Here is an 18679-nt window from a genome sequence, read left to right as displayed (position 1 = left end):
CAACCTAGTTGACACTATTCATTAAATTTTTAGACATTAAAGCGGAATTCCATAATATCGCCATCTTGAACGATATATTCTTTTCCTTCTTCACGCAAACGTCCAGCTTCTTTTACGGCCTTTTCAGATCCGTATTTTACGAGATCCTCATATGACATGGTTACTGCACGAATAAAGCCTTTTTCAAAATCTGAGTGGATAATACCAGCTGCTTGAGGAGCCTTCATACCACGTTTGAAGGTCCAAGCGCGAACTTCTTTTTCACCAGCTGTAAAATAAGTTCCCAGTCCAAGCAAGTGGTAAGCTGCACGAGTTAACTTGTCAACGCCTGATTCTGTCAATCCAAGTGCTTCAAGAAATTCTTTCTTGTCTTCATCGTCTAACTCAGAAATTTCTTCCTCAGCACGCGCAGAAATAACGACTACTTCAGCATTTTCTGTCTCTGCAAATTCACGAATTTGTTTAACATAGTCGATAGAGTCAGGTTCTGAAACCACATCCTCATCCACATTAGCAACATAGAGAACTGGTTTAGTCGTCAAAAGGAAGAGACCTTTGACAACTTTTTGTTCTTCATCTGTAAATTCGATGGTGCGAGCTGATTTTCCATCTTCAAGGACTGGTTTAATCTTTTGAAGAACATTGAATTCTGCTACTGATTCTTTATCTTTTTGCGTACGTGCCATCTTTTCTACACGCGCATATCGTTTGTTCACTGATTCTAAGTCAGCAAGAATCAATTCCAGATTAATTGTATCAATATCTGCAAGTGGATCCACAAAGGCATCTTCACGTCCTTGCTCACGCATAACATTTTCATCATCAAAAGCACGAACTACATGAACAATCGCGTCTACTTCACGGATATTAGCCAAGAATTTATTCCCTAGCCCTTCTCCTTTTGAAGCTCCTTTTACAATCCCTGCAATATCTGTAAATTCAAATGTTGTTGGAACTGTCTTTTTAGGAGTGATCATTTCAGTCAATTTTTGTAGGCGTTCATCTGGAACCTCAACCATTCCAACGTTTGGATCAATCGTCGCAAATGGATAGTTTGCAGCCTCTGCTCCTGCTTTTGTAATTGCATTAAATAGTGTTGATTTACCAACGTTTGGCAAACCAACGATACCTGCTGTTAAAGCCATATTTTCTCATTCTCCGTTTTCATTTCAATCCCTAATATTATAACACAAAAAGGGAAAACTTGCTAACCCTCTGACTAAGGGTTTTCAGTCAATAATTTTATTCATTTTTCGATCAAAATCATAGCGTCCCATCATGACAACATGGTCACAATTACTGCATTTGATTTTGATATCTGCCCCTACACGTGTAATTTCCCAACGATTTGCTTTTTTACCAGTTGACTTGATAGTACAAGCATGTGGTTTTTTCATCTCAACAAAATTTCCAACTTGATACATACTACTCTCCTTTTCTTTTTCGATTATATCATAAAAGAGGCGAGCTAGGCTCAACCTCTTTAACTTAATTTGTACGAACTGGGGTGATAAGTTGCATGAAGTCCTCTTCAGTATCTGCTGGCACAAGAGTGAATGGACGGACAGCTGAGATAAAGCTAATAGTTACCTTTTCGCTATTTAAAGCTTTAAGGGAATCAATCAAATAAGTTGGATTGAAACTAATGGTCAAATCTTCACCAGTAACCTGATCAGTATCGATTTCTTCGTTTACTTTACCAACTTCTGGAGAGTGAACATGGGCGCTAACAATTCCATCTTTAATTTCAAGTTTCACAGTACCATTTTGAGTCGCACTTGATAAAAGACGAGCACGTTCCATTGACTGGCGTAAGTTTACCACATCAAAAGTAATAGTAGTATTAAAGTCTGTTGGAATCAAACGATCTGTATCAGGGTAGTTTCCTTCTAGAAGACGAGTATAGAAACTAATATTTTCGCTTCTAAAGAGAATTTGGTTATTGGCAAAGAAAATCTCTACAGTTTCGATATCATCTGTAAATACCGCTGAAAATTCGCGTAGAGAACGGCTCGGAATTACGACATCAAAATCATCACTATTTTTTTCAAGAGTCAATTTTTTCTGGCTTAGACGATGAGAGTCTGTTGCAACTGTTTTTAACTCTTTGTGTTGACTCAATACAAAATGAACACCTGTCAAAATTGGACGACTTTCTTGTGTACTTGCAGCAAATGCTGTTTCATTGATAATTTTCTTGAGTAATTTTGTTTCAAGAACTAAAGGAGTACTTGTTGAAATTTCTTGGATTCGTGGATACTGTTCGCTATCTTTTCCTTTTAAGGTAATTTCTGATTTGCCGCTGGTTAAAACAATTTGATTTTGTTCAATTTCTTTAAAATCAAGAGTCACATCAGGTAGGCTAGATACCACATTGATAAAGAAAGAAGCTTCAAGAAGGATCGAACCTAAAGAAGTAATTAATAGACCAGCATCTTCATTTTTTTGAGAAATAAAATTTTCAATTGAAATTTGACCATTTGAACCAATTAAAGTAACACCTTCATTGGTCACGTCAATTTTGACAGTTGATAAAATAGGAATGGCATTTTTAGAACTAATAGCTCTCTTAGTAATATTTAATGCTTGTAGAAATAAATTTTTATTAATTGAAAAATGAATCATGGATTCTCCTTTATTTATTTTTAGTATTAGAAGGATAATAGTAATAATAGAGTCTGTGAAATCTGTGGAAAACAGACTTTAAACAAGTCATATCAAGTTTTTTGGCTTGTTTAAAAAATGTGGATAAAAAAGATAATAAAGTAAAAGTTATCCACAAGTTATTTAATTTTCTTTTTGATGGATTCAATTTCTAAACGTAAATTATCGTCTTCATCAATCAAAGATTTAATTTTTGCATGGGCATGAATGACTGTTGTATGATCTTTTCCACCAAATTCCTTCCCAATTTTTGGAAGACTATTATCTGTTAGTTCTCTAGATAAATACATGGCTACTTGACGGGCTAACACAATATTTTGAAGGCGTCTGCTTCCCTTCATTTCTTTGACGCTGACACCATAAAAGTTACCAACTTCATTTTGGATTTTATCAATTGGGATGACGAGCATTTGGCTAACATCTTGTTTGCGAGCTCTAATGGCTTCTGCAGCAATATCAATAGTGATATCCTTGATTTTTTTTACTCGGGCAATTAAAGTGATGTCGTTGATGGCTCCCTCAAGATCTCGAACATTTGAATCAAATTGCCCAGCTAGGTATTCTAGAGTATCACTTTGGAAATTGTAGCCTAAATGTTCCGTTTTACTTTGCAAAATGGCAATACGTGTTTCAAAGTCAGGGGGTGTGATAGTTTGTGTCAATCCCCAACTAAAGCGCGTGACAAGCCTCTCCTCGAGCCCTTCTAGATGTTTTGGACTACGATCACTGGTTAGGACAATCTGTTTTTGCTTGTCATGAAGGGCGTTAAAGGTATTGAAAAATTCTTCCTGAGTTGCAACTTTTTTTCCGCTGAGTGACTGGATATCATCGATTAACAAAAGATCAAGACTACGATAGGTTTTTTTAAATTTTTCCATTTCCCCAAGTCTTAGGTGATCAAGAAAGTCATTAATAAAGCTTTCAGCAGGGATATATTTAACACGCGCATCAGGAATGTTTTTTAGAATTTCATTTCCAATAGCGTTTAATAAGTGAGTCTTGCCAAGCCCAGGTCCTCCATAGATAAAAAGAGGATTATAGGTCAGAGCCAAATCTTCAGAGACAGCTAAAGCGGCTGATACTGCCCAAACATTTCCATCCCCTTGAATAAAATTATCAAAGGTATACTTTTCTTTTAACCCAGTATCCGAATAAGGAATAGATGCTAACTTTGGACTATAGTCATAAAGAGTTGAATTTGTAGCTTCTTCAACTTGTGAGATAGTCGTATCTTGAGGTTTGGTGAAAATATAGTGGGGAGTAATCTCAGCATCATAAATTTCAAATCCAGCAACGACAATAATATCTTTTAGTTGTTTTTCCCAGACCATTTCCATTTCAGATCGTGGTAAAAATATAGTGGCAACATTTTCCTCTACCTTAATGAGTTCAGCTTGAATAGCATAGAAATCATACATGGATCGAGTCAGTCTTTCTTGAGCAAATTCTAAGATACGATTCCAAAATTGTTTTTCTTTCAATCCTTTCTCCTCCTTTACTATTTAAAAGTTTAATACTAGACCTATTTTACCATAGAGAACAAGAATTTTCCACAAGCTGTGAAAAATAATCCACAATGTTACCAAGTTTTATCCACAGGTTGGGGATAAAAGCAGAAACTATTGATTTATTAAGCTTTTTATTGAAAAAAATAGTGGATAACCTTGTGAGATAAAAAAATAAAAGAACAGCCTTATTTCAGGCTGTTGATAATTCTACTGTATTCTTCTTGATTTGAAAAAGAAATAATGATTTTTCCACTATCTTTTTTAGACAGTTTAATCTCTACATCTAATCCGAGTAGTTTTTTTAACTGTTCTTCTTCATTTTGTATGAAATGATCATTTTTTTGAAGTTTCTTTTGTTTTTTCTCTGTCAGAAGAGCTTCTAACTTCCTTACAGAAATGTCTTCTTCTATAATTCGTTGAAAGAAATAGTCTTGTTGTTCCTTATTCAACCCAACTAGAGAACGCGCATGAGCTTGTGATAGTTTGCCATTTTCTACTTCTGAGAGGATCTGTTCTGGCAAGGAAAGCAAGCGAATAGAGTTGCTGATATAAGGACGAGACTTGCCCATTTTATCTGCAATTTCAGCATGGGTGAATCCTTTCTCTACGAGAGATTCATAGGCGCGTGCTTCTTCTATAGGATTTAAATTTTCTCTCTGCAAATTTTCAATAATGGACTGGACCATCATCTCTTGGTCTGAAAGCTGTTTAACAACAGCTGGGATAGACCTTAGACCAGCTAAAAGTGAAGCCCGATAGCGTCTCTCTCCTGCAAGGATTTCATAACCAATAACAGGAGATTGACGAACAATAATCGGTTGAATGACCCCATTTTCTTTGATAGACTGTGCTAGTTCATGTAGTTTTTCTCCATCAAATTCTTTTCGAGGTTGATAGGGATTTTTTTGTATATCCGTGATAGAAATCATTTCAAATTTTTCCATGATTCTACACTAACACATCTTTTCTCTTATGTAAAGCTTTCTTTACATAGATGTCAATTAAGATTCTAAATCGCCTGAACTCTTGTCAAGTTTAATAGATGTAGTTTCTTCTTTACCATTACGATAGTAAGTTATCTTAATGGTGTCTCCGATAGAATGATTGTAAAGAGCACTTTGTAAGTCTGTTGATGAAGCAATGTCTTTGTCATCTACTTTTGTAATAACATCGTATTTTTCAAGGTGACCATTTGCAGGCATATTACTTTGCACAGAACGAACAACTACACCAGATGTTACATTGCTTGGAATATTCAGTCTTCTAATATCACTTGTATTAATATTTGAGAGATTGACCATTTGGATGCCCAAAGCTGGACGCGTCACTTTTCCGTTCTTTTCCAACTGTTCAATAATATTGATAGCATCATTTGCAGGGATTGCAAAACCAAGGCCTTCTACAGATGTACCTCCATTTGTGGCAATTTTACTTGAGGTAATTCCAATAACCTGCCCTTGAATATTGATCAGTGGGCCACCAGAGTTACCTGGGTTAATAGCAGTATCAGTTTGGATGGCTTTTGTAGAAATGGCTTGTCCATCTTCAGATTTTAAGGATACATTTCGATTGAGACTAGATACGATACCTTGAGTGACAGTATTAGCATATTCAGAACCTAACGGGCTACCGATGGCAATAGCAGTTTCTCCTACGGTTAACTTGCTAGAATCACCAAACTCAGCTACTGTTGTCACTTTTTCTGAAGAGATTTTGACGACAGCAATATCAGAGAAAGTATCTGCTCCGACGATTTCTCCAGGTACTTTAGTTCCATCTGATAAACGAATATCTACTTTACTAGCACCGTTTATAACGTGATTGTTGGTAACAATGTAAGCTTCTTTGTCATTCTTTTTATAAATAACCCCAGATCCTTCACTAGAGATTTGTTGAGAATCTGTGTCAGTATCATCATTGCCAAATACGCTATTTTGTCTGTTGGCCGAATAAGTAATAACAGAAACAACAGCATCTTTTACTTTATTAACAGCCTGAGTGGTTGAATTTTCGTTTTTATAGGCAGTCTGTGTGATAGTGCTATTGTTGTTAGAGCTACTTACACTACTTTTTTGAGTTAGTTGAGTTATTGAAAAACTACCCAAGGCTCCACTAAAAAAGCTAATGACGATAACGACTAATAATTGAAACCATTTTTTGTAAAATGTTTTTAAATGTTTCATATTTGCCTCCATATGTTTGAAATTACTGAAAGTATAAACTGACTAGCTTAATTATAACTTAAAAACAAAAGTTTTTCACAGATTGTGGATAACTTTCAAAAATCTGTGGTTTTCTCGGCTAAAATTAACCTTTTGTTTTGTGAATAAGATGTGAAAAAATAGAGAATATGTTAGAATAGATTCATGAAAATTAAAGTTGTAACAGTTGGGAAACTGAAAGAAAAGTATTTAAAAGATGGTATTGCAGAGTATTCAAAACGAATTTCTCGATTTGCTAAGCTTGAAATGATTGAGCTAGCAGATGAAAAAACACCAGATAAGGCCAGTGAGTCAGAAAATCAAAAGATTTTAGAAATAGAAGGGCAGAGAATTTTATCAAAAGTTGGTGACCGTGATTTCGTTATTGTGTTGGCTATCGAAGGGAAAACTTTCTCATCAGAAGAATTTAGTAAACAATTAGAAGAAGCTTCTATAAAAGGATTTTCTACTCTTACATTTATTATTGGAGGGAGTCTGGGGTTAGCACAGGATGTAAAAAAGAGAGCTAATCTTTCTGTTAGTTTTGGCCGTTTAACCTTGCCCCATCAGTTAATGAGACTAGTTCTTGTTGAACAAATCTATCGCGCTTTTACGATTCAGCAGGGTTCGCCCTATCATAAATAGAAAATTGACTTTTAATTGAATTTTTGGTAGAATAATGGTGTTAGGTCTCATAGCTCAGCTGGATAGAGCATTCGCCTTCTAAGCGAACGGTCGCAGGTTCGAATCCTGCTGGGATCAATATAGTAGCAAAGCTGGGAATTTTCCCGGCTTTTTTCTTAAAAAAGTACACTTGGGGAGAAAAAAATGACAGTTGAGAGAATTTTATCTAAAATGAAATTCCATTTTGTATAATGGTTTTTGTAAGTTAGCTTACAAGAAAAAAACATTTTAGGAGATTTTATTATGAAAAACACAGTTAAATTGGAACAGTTTGTAGCCTTGAAGGAAAAAGACTTGCAGGAGATTCAAGGTGGGGAAAGTAGAGTTTCAGACCTCATCCTTGATTTTCTTTTCCAACGAAAAAAGTAATGAAATAAGGAGAAAGAGTAATGAATTTACTTGGATTTGGGACAGTTATTGGTCATTTTTTAATTATTAGTTACAGTTACCATTTAATTTGTAAAGGTCAAATAAATAGAAAAGAGCTATACGTTTTTGGTGCTTATACATTACTAGTAGAAGTAGTACTTGAACTTTCCTTTTATCTTCTAAATTTGGATGGGTTAGGGACTGCAACATTTTTACTTCCTTTGGGCTTATATTCCTATTTTCGATGGATTAAACAGTATGAGAGGGATAGAGGACTATTTCTAAGTTTACTACTATCTCTTTTATATGAGAGCACTCATAACTTTCTGTCCGTAACTTTCTCCTCTATAACAGGGGACAATTTTGTTTTACAACATTATTACCCATTCTTTTTCGTTGTAACGGTGTTAACCTATTTTGTTGTCTTAAAAATCATTCATTATTTCCATTTGGAACTAATCTATTTTGACAAGGACTACCTTTATCCTTTCTTGAAAAAAGTATTTTTTGCTTTACTATTGCTACATATTGTATCTTTCGTTTCTGATATGGTAAGTACGATTAAACATTTGAATAGTTTTGGAAGTATTTTGTCATCTATTGTCTTTATTTCTCTCCTTTTGACCTTCTTTGCAATGAATTCTCATAAAGAACAAATGGAGAAAGAGATTGCGTTGAAGCAGAAGAAATTTGAACAGAAACATTTACAGAATTATACAGATGAAATTGTCGGTCTGTATAATGAAATTCGTGGTTTTCGACATGACTATGCTGGTATGCTTGTCAGCATGCAGATGGCAATTGACAGTGGTGATTTACAGGAAATTGACAGAATTTACAATGAAGTTTTGGTCAAAGCCAATCATAAACTGCGTTCAGATAAGTATACTTACTTTGATTTGAACAACATAGAAGACTCAGCTTTACGAAGTTTGGTTGCTCAGTCCATTGTCTATGCTCGAAATAACGGTGTGGAGTTTACACTGGAAGTAAAAGATACGATTACCAGGCTCCCAATTGAACTATTGGATTTGGTTCGTATCATGAGCGTTTTATTGAACAATGCTGTCGAAGGATCGGCTGATAGTTATAAAAAGCAGATGGAAGTAGCAGTTATTAAGATGGAAACTGAAACAGTTATTGTGATTCAGAATTCATGTAAAATGACGATGACTCCTTCAGGAGATCTATTTGCCTTAGGATTCTCCACTAAGGGAAGAAATCGCGGGGTAGGATTAAATAATGTGAAAGAACTACTAGATAAGTATAACAACATCATTTTAGAAACAGAGATGGAAGGCAGTACATTTAGACAAATTATTAGATTTAAGAGGGAATTTGAATGAAAGTTTTAATTTTAGAGGATGTTATTGAACATCAAGTGAGACTAGAAAGAATATTGGATGAAATTTCGAAAGAATCGAATATTCCAATATCATACAAGACAACGGGAAAAGTCCGTGAATTTGAAGAATACATTGAAAATGATGAAGTAAATCAGCTTTATTTCCTAGATATCGATATTCATGGGATTGAGAAAAAGGGATTTGAAGTGGCTCAGCTCATTCGTCATTACAATCCTTACGCTATTATCGTCTTTATTACCAGTCGATCAGAGTTTGCGACTCTAACCTATAAATACCAGGTATCAGCCCTAGATTTTGTTGATAAGGATATCAATGATGAGATGTTCAAGAAGAGAATTGAGCAAAATATTTTCTACACGAAGAGTATGTTACTTGAAAATGAAGATGTTGTAGATTATTTTGATTACAATTACAAGGGAAATGATTTAAAAATTCCTTACCATGATATTTTGTATATTGAAACGACAGGTGTCTCTCATAAATTACGCATTATTGGTAAGAATTTTGCCAAAGAGTTTTACGGTACCATGACAGATATTCAGGAAAAGGACAAACATACTCAGCGATTTTATTCTCCTCATAAGTCATTTTTGGTAAATATAGGCAATATCAGAGAAATTGACCGAAAGAATCTAGAAGTTGTTTTCTATGAAGACCATCGCTGTCCTATTTCAAGGTTAAAAATTAGAAAGTTAAAAGATATTTTAGAGAAAAAATCTCAAAAATGATTGACAATTAGTAAGAAATTGATATAATGGTTATATCTGCTACAGATAGAAGGTCCGTTGGTCAAGGGGTTAAGACACCGCCTTTTCACGGCGGTAACACGGGTTCGAATCCCGTACGGACTATTTTATCCGCCATAGCTCAGTTGGTAGTAGCGCATGACTGTTAATCATGATGTCGTAGGTTCGAGTCCTACTGGCGGAGTATAGATAAAAGGGAACACAACTGTGTTCCTCTTTTTGTATCAATTTGTATCACCAAGCATCTTCATAAGAAAATCTGTTATTTCTTGAGGACTTTCTTTTTTTCCATGTGCAATCCAAGTTTGACAGACACCAAAAAGTGCATGAGTTAGATAGATGCTACTATATTCTAATTCAGTGGTATTGAGATTTAGTTGCATAAATCGCTTTTGTAAATCTGTGCTGAGCATGATATGAAGTTTATTTCTTAAGAAATTTTGGATTTCTTTAGTCCCATTTTCAGAAAGCAGAGCAGCCAGAAGTGGTTCTGACTCTAGATATTCAAATACTTCTAAAATAGCGTCTCTTTTGTGATGAGCATGTTTTTGAAAAATATATTCAAATGTATGGAATAGCTTGCTTTGATAGTGCTCGATCATATCATACTTATCTTTATAGTGAGTATAGAAGCTGGAACGACTAATTCCGGCTTTTTCTGCTAACTTGACAGTAGAAATTTGATCAAATGGTTGTTCCATCAGTAGTTGTACCATAGCATTTTCAATAGTTCGCTTTGTTTTTAAGCGTTTGTTACTTTCTTGCATACTTCCTCCTTGTAAACAAATTAGACTATATGTCTAAAAATGGATTTTTTATCTTGTAATTTAGATTTTTTAATGTATAATCTATTATATCAAAATTTTAGACAATATGTTTAAAAAAGGAGAAACTATGTTTAAAGAATGGAAAGCAATTTTTAAAAAACCAACCTTTATTATTGTCATGATAGGGATTTCTCTTATTCCCGCTCTGTACAATATCATATTTTTGTCATCAATGTGGGATCCATATGGGCAATTGTATGACTTACCTGTGGCAGTTGTCAATAATGATAAAGAAGCTTCATATAACGGTAATAGCATGGAAATAGGAAAAGATATGGTGTCCAATTTAAAAGAAAATAAAACCTTGGATTTTCATTTTGTAGATGAAGAGGAAGGAAATAAGGGATTGGAAGATGGCGATTACTATATGGTAGTAACTTTACCAAGTGATTTATCTGAAAAAGCATCTTCTATTTTAACGGATCATCCAGAGCAAATGCAAATCGATTATCAGACTTCAAGTGGTCATAGCTTTATTGCCAGCAAGATGAGCGATTCTGCTATGACACAATTAAAGCAGAATGTTTCTACCAATGTAACCGAGACCTATACCAAAGCTTTATTTAACAAAATGATTGATTTAAAGGATGGTATGAGTCAAGCAGCTTCAGGTAGTGAAAAATTAACTGATGGAGCGAATCAGTTAGTGGCAGGAAGTCAAACATTAACTACTAATCTACACTCTTTAGCAGCTTCAAGTTTAACATTTTCAAATGGAACGGAGCAGTTTACTAAAAGATTATCTGCTTATGTTTCTGGTGTTGAACAACTTCATCTTGGCTTAGGGAATTTTAATAGTGGTTTAGTTACATATACTGGTGCAGTGAGTCAATTAGATAGCGGATTAGGTCAATTATCTTCTAAAAGTCCTGAATTAGTAAGGGGAATCAATCAGTTATATACTGGTGTAGAGTCCTATACTGGCGGTGTTTCTAAGCTTAATGCTGGTCTTAATCAATTTTCATCTGGTGTTAGTGCCTACACCAATGAAGTGGTAAGTCTTGCAACAGGTGCTAATCAGTTATCTAATCAATCAGCTACACTTCGAATGGGGGTGGAGCAATTAAGTGAAGGGATTCAACAACTTTCTAGCAAGTTAGATGCTTCGTCTGGGAAAAAAGATCAAATTAATCAATTATCTTCTGGTCTAAATCGGTTAAATCAAGCTATTCAAAATATTGATGTTGGAGATACAAAACAATTATATTCTGTTTTATCAAGTATAGCATCTCTTTCTAATCAAATGTTAGCAAGTGCTCAGTCTGAAAAAGCAACTACATTAGCAAATATTCAATCGACAGCAGCTTATCAATCTTTGACAAGTGAGCAACAAGCTGAAATAAGTGCTTCTGTATCTCAAAATTCGACTGATAGTATTAAATCGGCTCAGTCAATTGTAGCTTTAGTACAAGGTTTACAGGGAAGTTTAGAAAACTTACAAAATCAATCTTCTAATCTTTCGACTTTAAAAAATCAAGCTAATCAAGTATTACCGCTTGCTTCTACTTCTTTGACAGGATTGTCAAGTGGATTAACAGAGATACAAGGAGCTGTTACTAGCAAATTAGTTCCTGATAGTCAGTCGATTGCATCAGGTGTAAAGGCATATACTGCAGGTGTTGATAAAGTTTCTCAGGGCGCAAGTCAACTAAGTGAAAAGAATTCCACCTTGACAGGTGGTTTGGACCAACTAGTTTCAGGCTCAACTACCTTGACACAAAAATCTTCTAACTTGACAGCAGGAGTTGGTCAATTAGTTGAAAAAACTCCAGAATTAGTGTCTGGTATTGAAAAATTATCAACTGGCTCTAACCAATTGAATCAAAAGAGTCAAGAATTGATAGCAGGAGTTGATAAATTGCAGTCAGGCTCTAGCCAACTAGCTGACAAATCCAGTCAGTTAATTTCAGGTGCTTCTCAATTAGAAAGTGGAGTTAATAAATTGGCAGATGGAGCTGGGAAACTAGCAGAAGGTGGAACAAAGTTAACTTCTGGATTGGAAGGTTTACAGACAGGAGTTGCTTCTTTGGGACAAGGACTAAGTAATGCTAGTGATCAACTCAAATCAGCATCTACGGAATCTCAAAATGCAGAGATTTTGTCAAATCCACTCAATCTTTCAAAAACAGACAATGATCAAGTTCCTGTAAATGGAATTGCAATGGCTCCTTATATGATATCAGTTGCTCTCTTTGTTGCAGCAATATCAACGAATATGATCTTTGCGAAGTTGCCTTCAGGACGTCATCCGGAGAGCCGTTGGGCTTGGTTGAAATCTCGAGCTGAAATAAATGGTATTATAGCTGTTTTAGCAGGAATTTTGGTATATGGAGGAGTTCATCTTATTGGTTTAACTGCAAATCATGAGATGAGAACATTTATTCTCATTATCCTAACAAGTTTAGTATTCATGTCCATGGTGACCGCTTTAACAACATGGAATAGCCGTATAGGAGCTTTCTTCTCTCTTATCTTGCTTTTATTACAGTTAGCATCAAGTGCAGGTACTTATCCACTTGCTTTGACAAATGATTTCTTTAGAGCCATTAGTCCTTGGTTACCAATGAGTTATTCAGTTTCTGGATTACGACAAACAATCTCTATGACAGGAAATATTCATCATCAAGTCATTTTCCTTGCCGTTATATTAGTACTATTTATTTGTTTAGGTATGCTAGCCTATCAACCTAAGAAAATGGAAGAAGATTAAAAAAATCGACCGATTAACTGGTCGATTTTTTATGTCTTAGATGACTTTCGTCTGTGATTATAGGTTCCAAATAGTAAGAGAGAAGTAAAGGAACAAATTGCTCCAGTAATAAAACCATTGGGAATAAAGGAAAGTGTAATAGTTCCTTTCCCTTTAGGAATATCAACTTTCATAAAACCAGTTTGAGCTTGTTTAATTTCTATTTTCTTACCATCTTGGTAGGCAGACCAACCTTTGTCATAAGGAATGGTGAAGAAAATAGATGTATCTTGTTGGACATCATATCTAGCAAAGACCTTGTTTTTAGAAGTTGATACTGTGACAGGTTGTTCTTTGATTTTTTGAATTGCCTCAGTTAAAGTTTGGGTATCTAAACGGTAGAAGGTAGGAGATTCAAATGATACTTGTGAATTTCCAGGGAAACTAACATGAATATTGAAAGTTTTTTTCTCTTTAGTATATCCTAGATTAAAGAAGGAGAAGACATTATCAGTTGTAAAAGTCTTTTTTTCACCATTTACAAGGATGTCAACCTTCTTTTGTTTGTCATTAGAAAAGTGAAGATTTGTGAAAGAAAGATAAACTTGGCTGTTTTCTGGTACTTCAATTTGATACTGGATTGCTGCATCCTCATTTGAAGAACTTGTAACACTAATCAAATCATCAGTATTTTCTGTTTTGTCATAAGGGATCGGAGAAAAATAATCAAAATTAACGTTAGCAAGTTGATTTAAAAACGAGGCCTGATTATCTAGAGTGTGTTCAGTGAACTTGACATCATTGTAAACAGATTGACTAGCAAAGGCAATCGGAAGAGAGAATTGATTTTCATATAGGATAAGATTATCTTTTTGATATACATCTTGGAAACCATACTTATCAATAGGACTATCTGATATATTGTACTGGATACCAAATAAACTATCAGACAAAATACTATTATTTGCATAGCGGAGATTGAGATTAGTCCCGGAGGATTTAAAACCAAGTTTATCTAAAGTAGAGCTTGCTGAGCGATTTCGAACAGATGAAAACTGAGAGATTCCATTGTAGTTGAATTTCATACTGTCATTTCCTGTCTGAGTTTGTAGTTTTTCAGTACGAGTAAATTTATTTCCAATATATGTTGAGAAAGATTCCATAGCTGGGATATCTCTACTATATGCACTTCGAGAAGCAAATCCCCATTCCTTAGCAATTCCGTCTATTTGAGCTGAAGTATTTAAACTTATTTCAACTATTATAAATAAAGAGATTAGAATGGTAAACAGATTCACAGAGATAAACTTTTTGATAACTGCAAGGAGTAAAAGATAATAGACAACTAAAAATTCAAGAGTAAGCAGAATATTCAAATCTGTTAAAAAAGAATAATGGGATTTTAGATAGATGGTAGCTAAAAATCCTGTTACTAGGAGAAAAAGCGAAACTAAAAAATTCCAGACTTTAAGTTCTTTCAGACGCTTTAAGACTTCTGCTGCTGTGTAAATTAACAAGGTAGAGAAAATCCAAGCATAGCGATGTAAAAACATGTTTGGAGTATGCATGCCTTGCCAAAATAAATCAAGAGCTTCTATATAAAAGCTAGCAATTAGAAATGCAAAGAAGATTGCATAGATAAGTTTCACGTGAAACTTAATAGATTTCAGCGTAAAAAATAAAATTGTCAAAATAAAGGGAAGTAGTCCAACAAAAATCATTGGGATGGCCCCATACTTTGTTGTGTCAAAGGAACCAATGAATTGTTTAGCAAAGAGATCAAGATACCAGCTACTTTCAGTTTGAAACTTTGTAACTTCAGTCAATTTTTCCCCATGTGTCTGTAAATCAAATAGAGTAGGAAGAGTCAGAATCAAACTAGCCATACAAGCTAAAAAGGAGGTAACAACAAAATCAAAAACAGATGATTTTCGTGTTTTAAAATCCCAAGAAATTTGGCAGAGATACCAGAAAATAAGAAACAATGTTGTCATATAGCCAAAATAATAATTTTGAATAAACAAAATTGACAGACTTGTAAAGTACAATAGGAATTTCTTTTCAGTTATCAGTAGATGTAAACCAGTGATAATTAAAGGAATCAAGATAAAAACATCTAGCCAGGTTTTTATCTCTAATTGACTGACAGTGAAACTCATCAGAGCATAGGAAGTAGATAAAGCTAGTTTTAAAGGCTTAGGAATCGATTGAAATAATTTATTTAAACTAAAGTAAGTTGACAAACCAATCAATCCAAATTTTAAGAGAGTTGTCAGATAGACAGCATCTGGCATATTCGACAGATTAAAAAAGTAAACTAGAGGTGAAAGGGAACTTCCCAAGTAATAACTAGATAGAGCATAGAAATTTAATCCGAGGCCACTTGTAAAGGTGTAAAACAGACTACCATTTTCATGTAGGATATTTCTTAGAGCTATATCAAAAATAACGTATTGATGAAAGCCATCTCCTAATAGTGGAGATGTATCGCTGTTCCAGTAGATACCTTGAGATAGATATACTCCTGTCATAATGATTACGGGAATGATGAAAGAAACAAAATAGGTCCAATATGTTTTAAAAAATAATTTCATGTTACCTCATAAAATGTTAGAAAACTCAGCTGGTTAACCCAACTGAGTTTTGAAAATTTTAGTCTTTCCAAAGTTCTTTAACTTTTGCTTGTACTTCTGCATTTTCTAGGAATTCATCATAGGTTTCATCGATACGGTCAATGACGCCATTTTTAGACAAGACAATGATATGGTTAGCTAGAGTTTGAATAAACTCGTGGTCATGGCTGGCAAAGATGATTGATTCTTTAAAGTTTTTCAATCCATCATTCAAGCTTGAGATAGATTCCAAGTCCAAGTGATTGGTTGGATCATCAAGTACAAGGACATTTGATTTCAAGAGCATGAGTTTTGAAAGCATGACACGCACTTTTTCTCCCCCTGATAAGACGTTTACAGATTTGTTAACTTCATCTCCAGAGAAGAGCATACGGCCGAGGAAGCCACGTAGGAAAGTATTGTCATCTTCTTCTTTACTTGCGAATTGACGCAACCAGTCAAGGATTGACTCTCCTCCTGCAAAATCTGCCGAGTTATCTTTTGGCAAGTAAGAACGGCTAGTAGTTACTCCCCACTTGACAGTTCCTTCATAGTCAATGTCCCCCATGATTGCACGAATTAATGCAGTCGTTTGGATGTCATTCTGTCCAATAAGCGCTGTCTTATCACCTGGACGTAAGATGAAACTAATATTATCCAAGATAGTTTCACCATCAATCTTTACAGTTAGATTTTTTACTGTCAAGAGATCATTACCAATCTCACGTTCCGCTTTAAAGTTGATAAATGGATATTTACGACTAGATGGCACAATTTCTTCAAGTTCAATTTTATCAAGCATTTTCTTACGTGATGTTGCTTGTCTTGATTTAGAAGCATTGGCAGAGAAACGAGCAACGAATTCTTGCAATTGTTTAATTTTTTCTTCTGCTTTGGCATTACGGTCTGCTAGCAATTTAGCAGCGAGTTCAGAAGATTCCTTCCAGAAGTCATAGTTTCCGACATAGAGTTTGATTTTTCCAAAGTCAAGGTCGGCCATGTGAGTACATACTTTGTTCAAGAAGTGACGGTCGTGGGATACTACGATAACTGTGTTATCAAAATCAATCAAGAAGTCTTCTAACCAAGTAATCGATTGGATGTCCAAACCGTTGGTAGGCTCGTCCAAAAGAAGAACATCTGGTTTACCAAAAAGTGCTTTGGCGAGGAGAACCTTTACTTTCTCACCGTTGGCCAATTCGCTCATATTTTGATAGTGCAATTCTTCTGAAATGTTTAGGTTTTGAAGTAGTTGAGAGGCTTCACTTTCTGCTTCCCAACCTCCAAGCTCGGCAAACTCTCCTTCGAGTTCGGCAGCACGCACTCCATCCTCATCTGAGAAATCTTCTTTCATGTAGATAGCATCTTTCTCCTTCATGATGCTATAAAGTTTTTCATTTCCCATGATAACGACATCAATGGCACGTTCGTCTTCATAGTCAAAGTGATTTTGACGAAGAACAGAGAGACGTTCATCTGGACCAAGAGAGATGTGACCAGTAGTAGGTTCAATATCTCCAGCTAAAATTTTTAAAAAGGTTGATTTTCCGGCACCATTAGCACCGATTAATCCGTAAGTATTTCCTTCTGTAAATTTGATATTGACATCATCAAAAAGTTTGCGATCACTAAAACGTAGTGAAACATCAGATACTGTAAGCAATGTTTTTCTCCTATATGTGTAATATATTTATTCTACTAGAAAATACGGAAATATTCAAATTTTTATCTGTCAATTTTGTGTAAATTACATTTACAGCACACTTTACACGAATCCGTAAATAGCAAGGCTGATTTATTTTGATAAATTACGGTTATTTCATTAAAAAAATGCTATAATTGAAGGGACCATATCGAAGGAGAACAAAATGACTAAACCCATTATTTTAACAGGAGACCGTCCAACAGGAAAATTGCATATTGGACATTATGTTGGAAGTCTCAAAAATCGAGTATTATTACAGGAAGAGGATAAGTATGATATGTTTGTGTTCTTGGCTGACCAACAAGCCTTGACAGATCATGCCAAAGATCCTCAAACCATTGTAGAGTCTATCGGAAATGTGGCTTTGGATTACCTTGCAGTTGGATTGGATCCAAGTAAGTCAACTATTTTTATTCAAAGTCAGATTCCAGAGTTGGCTGAGTTGTCTATGTATTATATGAATCTAGTGTCATTAGCACGTTTGGAGCGTAATCCAACTGTCAAGACAGAAATTGCTCAGAAAGGATTTGGAGAAAGCATTCCGACAGGATTCTTGGTCTATCCAATAGCTCAAGCAGCTGACATCACAGCTTTCAAGGCTAACTATGTTCCTGTTGGGACAGACCAAAAACCAATGATTGAGCAAACTCGTGAAATTGTTCGTTCTTTTAACAATGCATATAACTGTGATGTCTTGGTAGAGCCGGAAGGTATTTATCCAGAAAATGAGAGAGCAGGGCGTTTGCCTGGTTTAGATGGAAATGCTAAAATGTCTAAATCCCTTAATAACGGTATTTATTTAGCTGATGATGCGGATACTTTGCGTAAAAAAGTAATGAGTATGTATACAGATCCAGATCATATTCGAGTGGAAGATCCAGGTAAAATTGAAGGCAATATGGTTTTCCATTATCTAGATGTTTTTGGTCGTCCAGAAGATGCTCAAGAAATTGCTGATATGAAAGAACATTATCAACGAGGTGGTCTTGGTGATGTGAAGACCAAGCGTTATCTACTTGAAATATTAGAACGTGAACTTGGTCCTATTCGTGAGCGCCGTATCGAATTTGCTAAGGATATGGGAGAAGTTTATAGTATGCTTCAAAAAGGTAGTGAAAGAGCACGTGAAGTTGCGGGTCAAACCCTATCTGATGTTAAAGGGGCCATGGGACTTCATTACTTTAACTAAGTTTATTTTACAAGAAACTATCATTTCTATCTCAAAGAAAAGATAGTTTTTTATTTACCCCTGTAACATTTGACAAATTTTTATAGAATGGTATGATAGATACAATATAAAAAGAGTC

15 protein-coding genes and 3 tRNA genes are annotated in these 18679 nt (G+C 35.0%); 9 read left to right on the top strand and 9 right to left on the bottom strand.

What is annotated here, in order from left to right; all coding sequences use genetic code 11:
- Nucleotides 1-29: 29 nt before the first annotated feature.
- The 6 genes from ychF to htrA all read right to left on the bottom strand — a co-directional run bounded on the left by ychF (nt 30) and on the right by htrA (nt 6355).
- The gene (gene ychF / locus N8M09_RS04660; protein WP_261064152.1) at nt 30-1145 is read right to left on the bottom strand and encodes a redox-regulated ATPase YchF; all 1116 of its coding nucleotides are present in this window, start codon (nt 1143-1145) and stop codon (nt 30-32) included.
- 84 nt (nt 1146-1229) lie between these two features.
- Complete coding sequence (locus N8M09_RS04655; RefSeq protein ID WP_000285186.1) at nt 1230-1424, bottom strand: DUF951 domain-containing protein; 195 nt, start codon at nt 1422-1424, stop codon at nt 1230-1232.
- Nucleotides 1425-1488: 64 nt separating this feature from the next.
- The gene (dnaN, locus tag N8M09_RS04650; RefSeq protein WP_261064150.1) at nt 1489-2625 is read right to left on the bottom strand and encodes a DNA polymerase III subunit beta; all 1137 of its coding nucleotides are present in this window, start codon (nt 2623-2625) and stop codon (nt 1489-1491) included.
- Between the two features lie 158 nt (nt 2626-2783).
- Nucleotides 2784-4145 carry a chromosomal replication initiator protein DnaA gene (gene dnaA, locus N8M09_RS04645; protein ID WP_261064148.1) on the bottom strand — a complete coding sequence of 454 codons (1362 nt, stop codon included), beginning with the start codon at nt 4143-4145 and terminating at the stop codon, nt 2784-2786.
- Between the two features lie 212 nt (nt 4146-4357).
- A complete protein-coding gene (locus N8M09_RS04640; protein ID WP_261064146.1) occupies nt 4358-5116 on the bottom strand; it encodes a ParB/RepB/Spo0J family partition protein in 759 nt (252 codons plus the stop codon).
- 57 nt (nt 5117-5173) lie between these two features.
- Nucleotides 5174-6355 (bottom strand): serine protease HtrA, encoded by a 1182-nt coding sequence (gene htrA / locus N8M09_RS04635; protein ID WP_261064144.1) that lies wholly within the window; start codon nt 6353-6355, stop codon nt 5174-5176.
- 183 nt (nt 6356-6538) lie between these two features.
- Between htrA and rlmH the strand changes: the two genes are divergently transcribed.
- The 7 genes from rlmH (at nt 6539) to N8M09_RS04600 (ending at nt 9723) form a co-directional block, all read left to right on the top strand.
- Nucleotides 6539-7018 (top strand): 23S rRNA (pseudouridine(1915)-N(3))-methyltransferase RlmH, encoded by a 480-nt coding sequence (gene rlmH, locus N8M09_RS04630; protein WP_000695934.1) that lies wholly within the window; start codon nt 6539-6541, stop codon nt 7016-7018.
- A gap of 43 nt (nt 7019-7061) precedes the next feature.
- Nucleotides 7062-7135 (top strand) — tRNA-Arg (locus tag N8M09_RS04625).
- A 165-nt stretch (nt 7136-7300) separates the two neighbouring features.
- The gene (comC, locus tag N8M09_RS04620) at nt 7301-7426 is read left to right on the top strand and encodes a competence-stimulating peptide ComC (protein WP_101786261.1); all 126 of its coding nucleotides are present in this window, start codon (nt 7301-7303) and stop codon (nt 7424-7426) included.
- 20 nt (nt 7427-7446) lie between these two features.
- Nucleotides 7447-8772, top strand: coding sequence for a competence system sensor histidine kinase ComD (comD, locus tag N8M09_RS04615; protein ID WP_261064143.1), 1326 nt, complete (start codon nt 7447-7449; stop codon nt 8770-8772).
- On the top strand, nt 8769-9521 hold the full coding sequence (comE, locus tag N8M09_RS04610) for a competence system response regulator transcription factor ComE (protein ID WP_000866069.1): 753 nt from the start codon (nt 8769-8771) through the stop codon (nt 9519-9521). Before comD ends, comE begins: the two co-directional genes overlap by 4 nt.
- A gap of 51 nt (nt 9522-9572) precedes the next feature.
- A tRNA-Glu gene (locus N8M09_RS04605) sits at nt 9573-9644 on the top strand.
- Between the two features lie 5 nt (nt 9645-9649).
- Nucleotides 9650-9723: transfer RNA gene (locus N8M09_RS04600), tRNA-Asn, on the top strand.
- A gap of 40 nt (nt 9724-9763) precedes the next feature.
- On the opposite strand, the gene N8M09_RS04595 is transcribed toward N8M09_RS04600, so the two are convergent.
- Nucleotides 9764-10306 (bottom strand): TetR/AcrR family transcriptional regulator, encoded by a 543-nt coding sequence (locus N8M09_RS04595; protein WP_001158275.1) that lies wholly within the window; start codon nt 10304-10306, stop codon nt 9764-9766.
- 127 nt (nt 10307-10433) lie between these two features.
- On the opposite strand from N8M09_RS04595, the gene N8M09_RS04590 reads away from it, so the two are divergent.
- Nucleotides 10434-13076 (top strand): YhgE/Pip family protein, encoded by a 2643-nt coding sequence (locus N8M09_RS04590; RefSeq protein WP_261064140.1) that lies wholly within the window; start codon nt 10434-10436, stop codon nt 13074-13076.
- Between the two features lie 29 nt (nt 13077-13105).
- Here the strand turns inward: N8M09_RS04590 and N8M09_RS04585 are convergent, their stop codons facing one another.
- Both N8M09_RS04585 and N8M09_RS04580 read right to left on the bottom strand, forming a co-directional pair.
- Entirely contained in the window at nt 13106-15649 is a 2544-nt protein-coding gene (locus N8M09_RS04585; protein WP_261064138.1) for a YfhO family protein, read from the bottom strand.
- A 58-nt stretch (nt 15650-15707) separates the two neighbouring features.
- Nucleotides 15708-17330 carry an ATP-binding cassette domain-containing protein gene (locus N8M09_RS04580; RefSeq protein ID WP_261064136.1) on the bottom strand — a complete coding sequence of 541 codons (1623 nt, stop codon included), beginning with the start codon at nt 17328-17330 and terminating at the stop codon, nt 15708-15710.
- A 205-nt stretch (nt 17331-17535) separates the two neighbouring features.
- Between N8M09_RS04580 and trpS the strand changes: the two genes are divergently transcribed.
- On the top strand, nt 17536-18561 hold the full coding sequence (trpS, locus tag N8M09_RS04575) for a tryptophan--tRNA ligase (protein ID WP_261064134.1): 1026 nt from the start codon (nt 17536-17538) through the stop codon (nt 18559-18561).
- The last annotated feature ends 118 nt before the right edge of the window (nt 18562-18679 follow it).

It is taken from the genome of Streptococcus mitis, assembly GCF_946190375.1.
In the GTDB taxonomy this organism is placed as follows: Bacteria; Bacillota; Bacilli; order Lactobacillales; family Streptococcaceae; genus Streptococcus; species Streptococcus mitis_CJ.
This window is presented reverse-complemented; position numbering and strand designations above follow the sequence as displayed.

Coding starts and splice junctions, on each gene's coding strand:
- ychF (WP_261064152.1), bottom strand. CDS start 1,145: ATGGCTTTAACAGCAGGTATCGTTGGTTTGCCAAACGTTGGTAAATCA.
- N8M09_RS04655 (WP_000285186.1), bottom strand. CDS start 1,424: ATGTATCAAGTTGGAAATTTTGTTGAGATGAAAAAACCACATGCTTGT.
- dnaN (WP_261064150.1), bottom strand. CDS start 2,625: ATGATTCATTTTTCAATTAATAAAAATTTATTTCTACAAGCATTAAAT.
- N8M09_RS04640 (WP_261064146.1), bottom strand. CDS start 5,116: ATGGAAAAATTTGAAATGATTTCTATCACGGATATACAAAAAAATCCC.
- htrA (WP_261064144.1), bottom strand. CDS start 6,355: ATGAAACATTTAAAAACATTTTACAAAAAATGGTTTCAATTATTAGTC.
- rlmH (WP_000695934.1), top strand. CDS start 6,539: ATGAAAATTAAAGTTGTAACAGTTGGGAAACTGAAAGAAAAGTATTTA.
- comC (WP_101786261.1), top strand. CDS start 7,301: ATGAAAAACACAGTTAAATTGGAACAGTTTGTAGCCTTGAAGGAAAAA.
- comD (WP_261064143.1), top strand. CDS start 7,447: ATGAATTTACTTGGATTTGGGACAGTTATTGGTCATTTTTTAATTATT.
- comE (WP_000866069.1), top strand. CDS start 8,769: ATGAAAGTTTTAATTTTAGAGGATGTTATTGAACATCAAGTGAGACTA.
- N8M09_RS04595 (WP_001158275.1), bottom strand. CDS start 10,306: ATGCAAGAAAGTAACAAACGCTTAAAAACAAAGCGAACTATTGAAAAT.
- N8M09_RS04590 (WP_261064140.1), top strand. CDS start 10,434: ATGTTTAAAGAATGGAAAGCAATTTTTAAAAAACCAACCTTTATTATT.
- N8M09_RS04585 (WP_261064138.1), bottom strand. CDS start 15,649: ATGAAATTATTTTTTAAAACATATTGGACCTATTTTGTTTCTTTCATC.
- trpS (WP_261064134.1), top strand. CDS start 17,536: ATGACTAAACCCATTATTTTAACAGGAGACCGTCCAACAGGAAAATTG.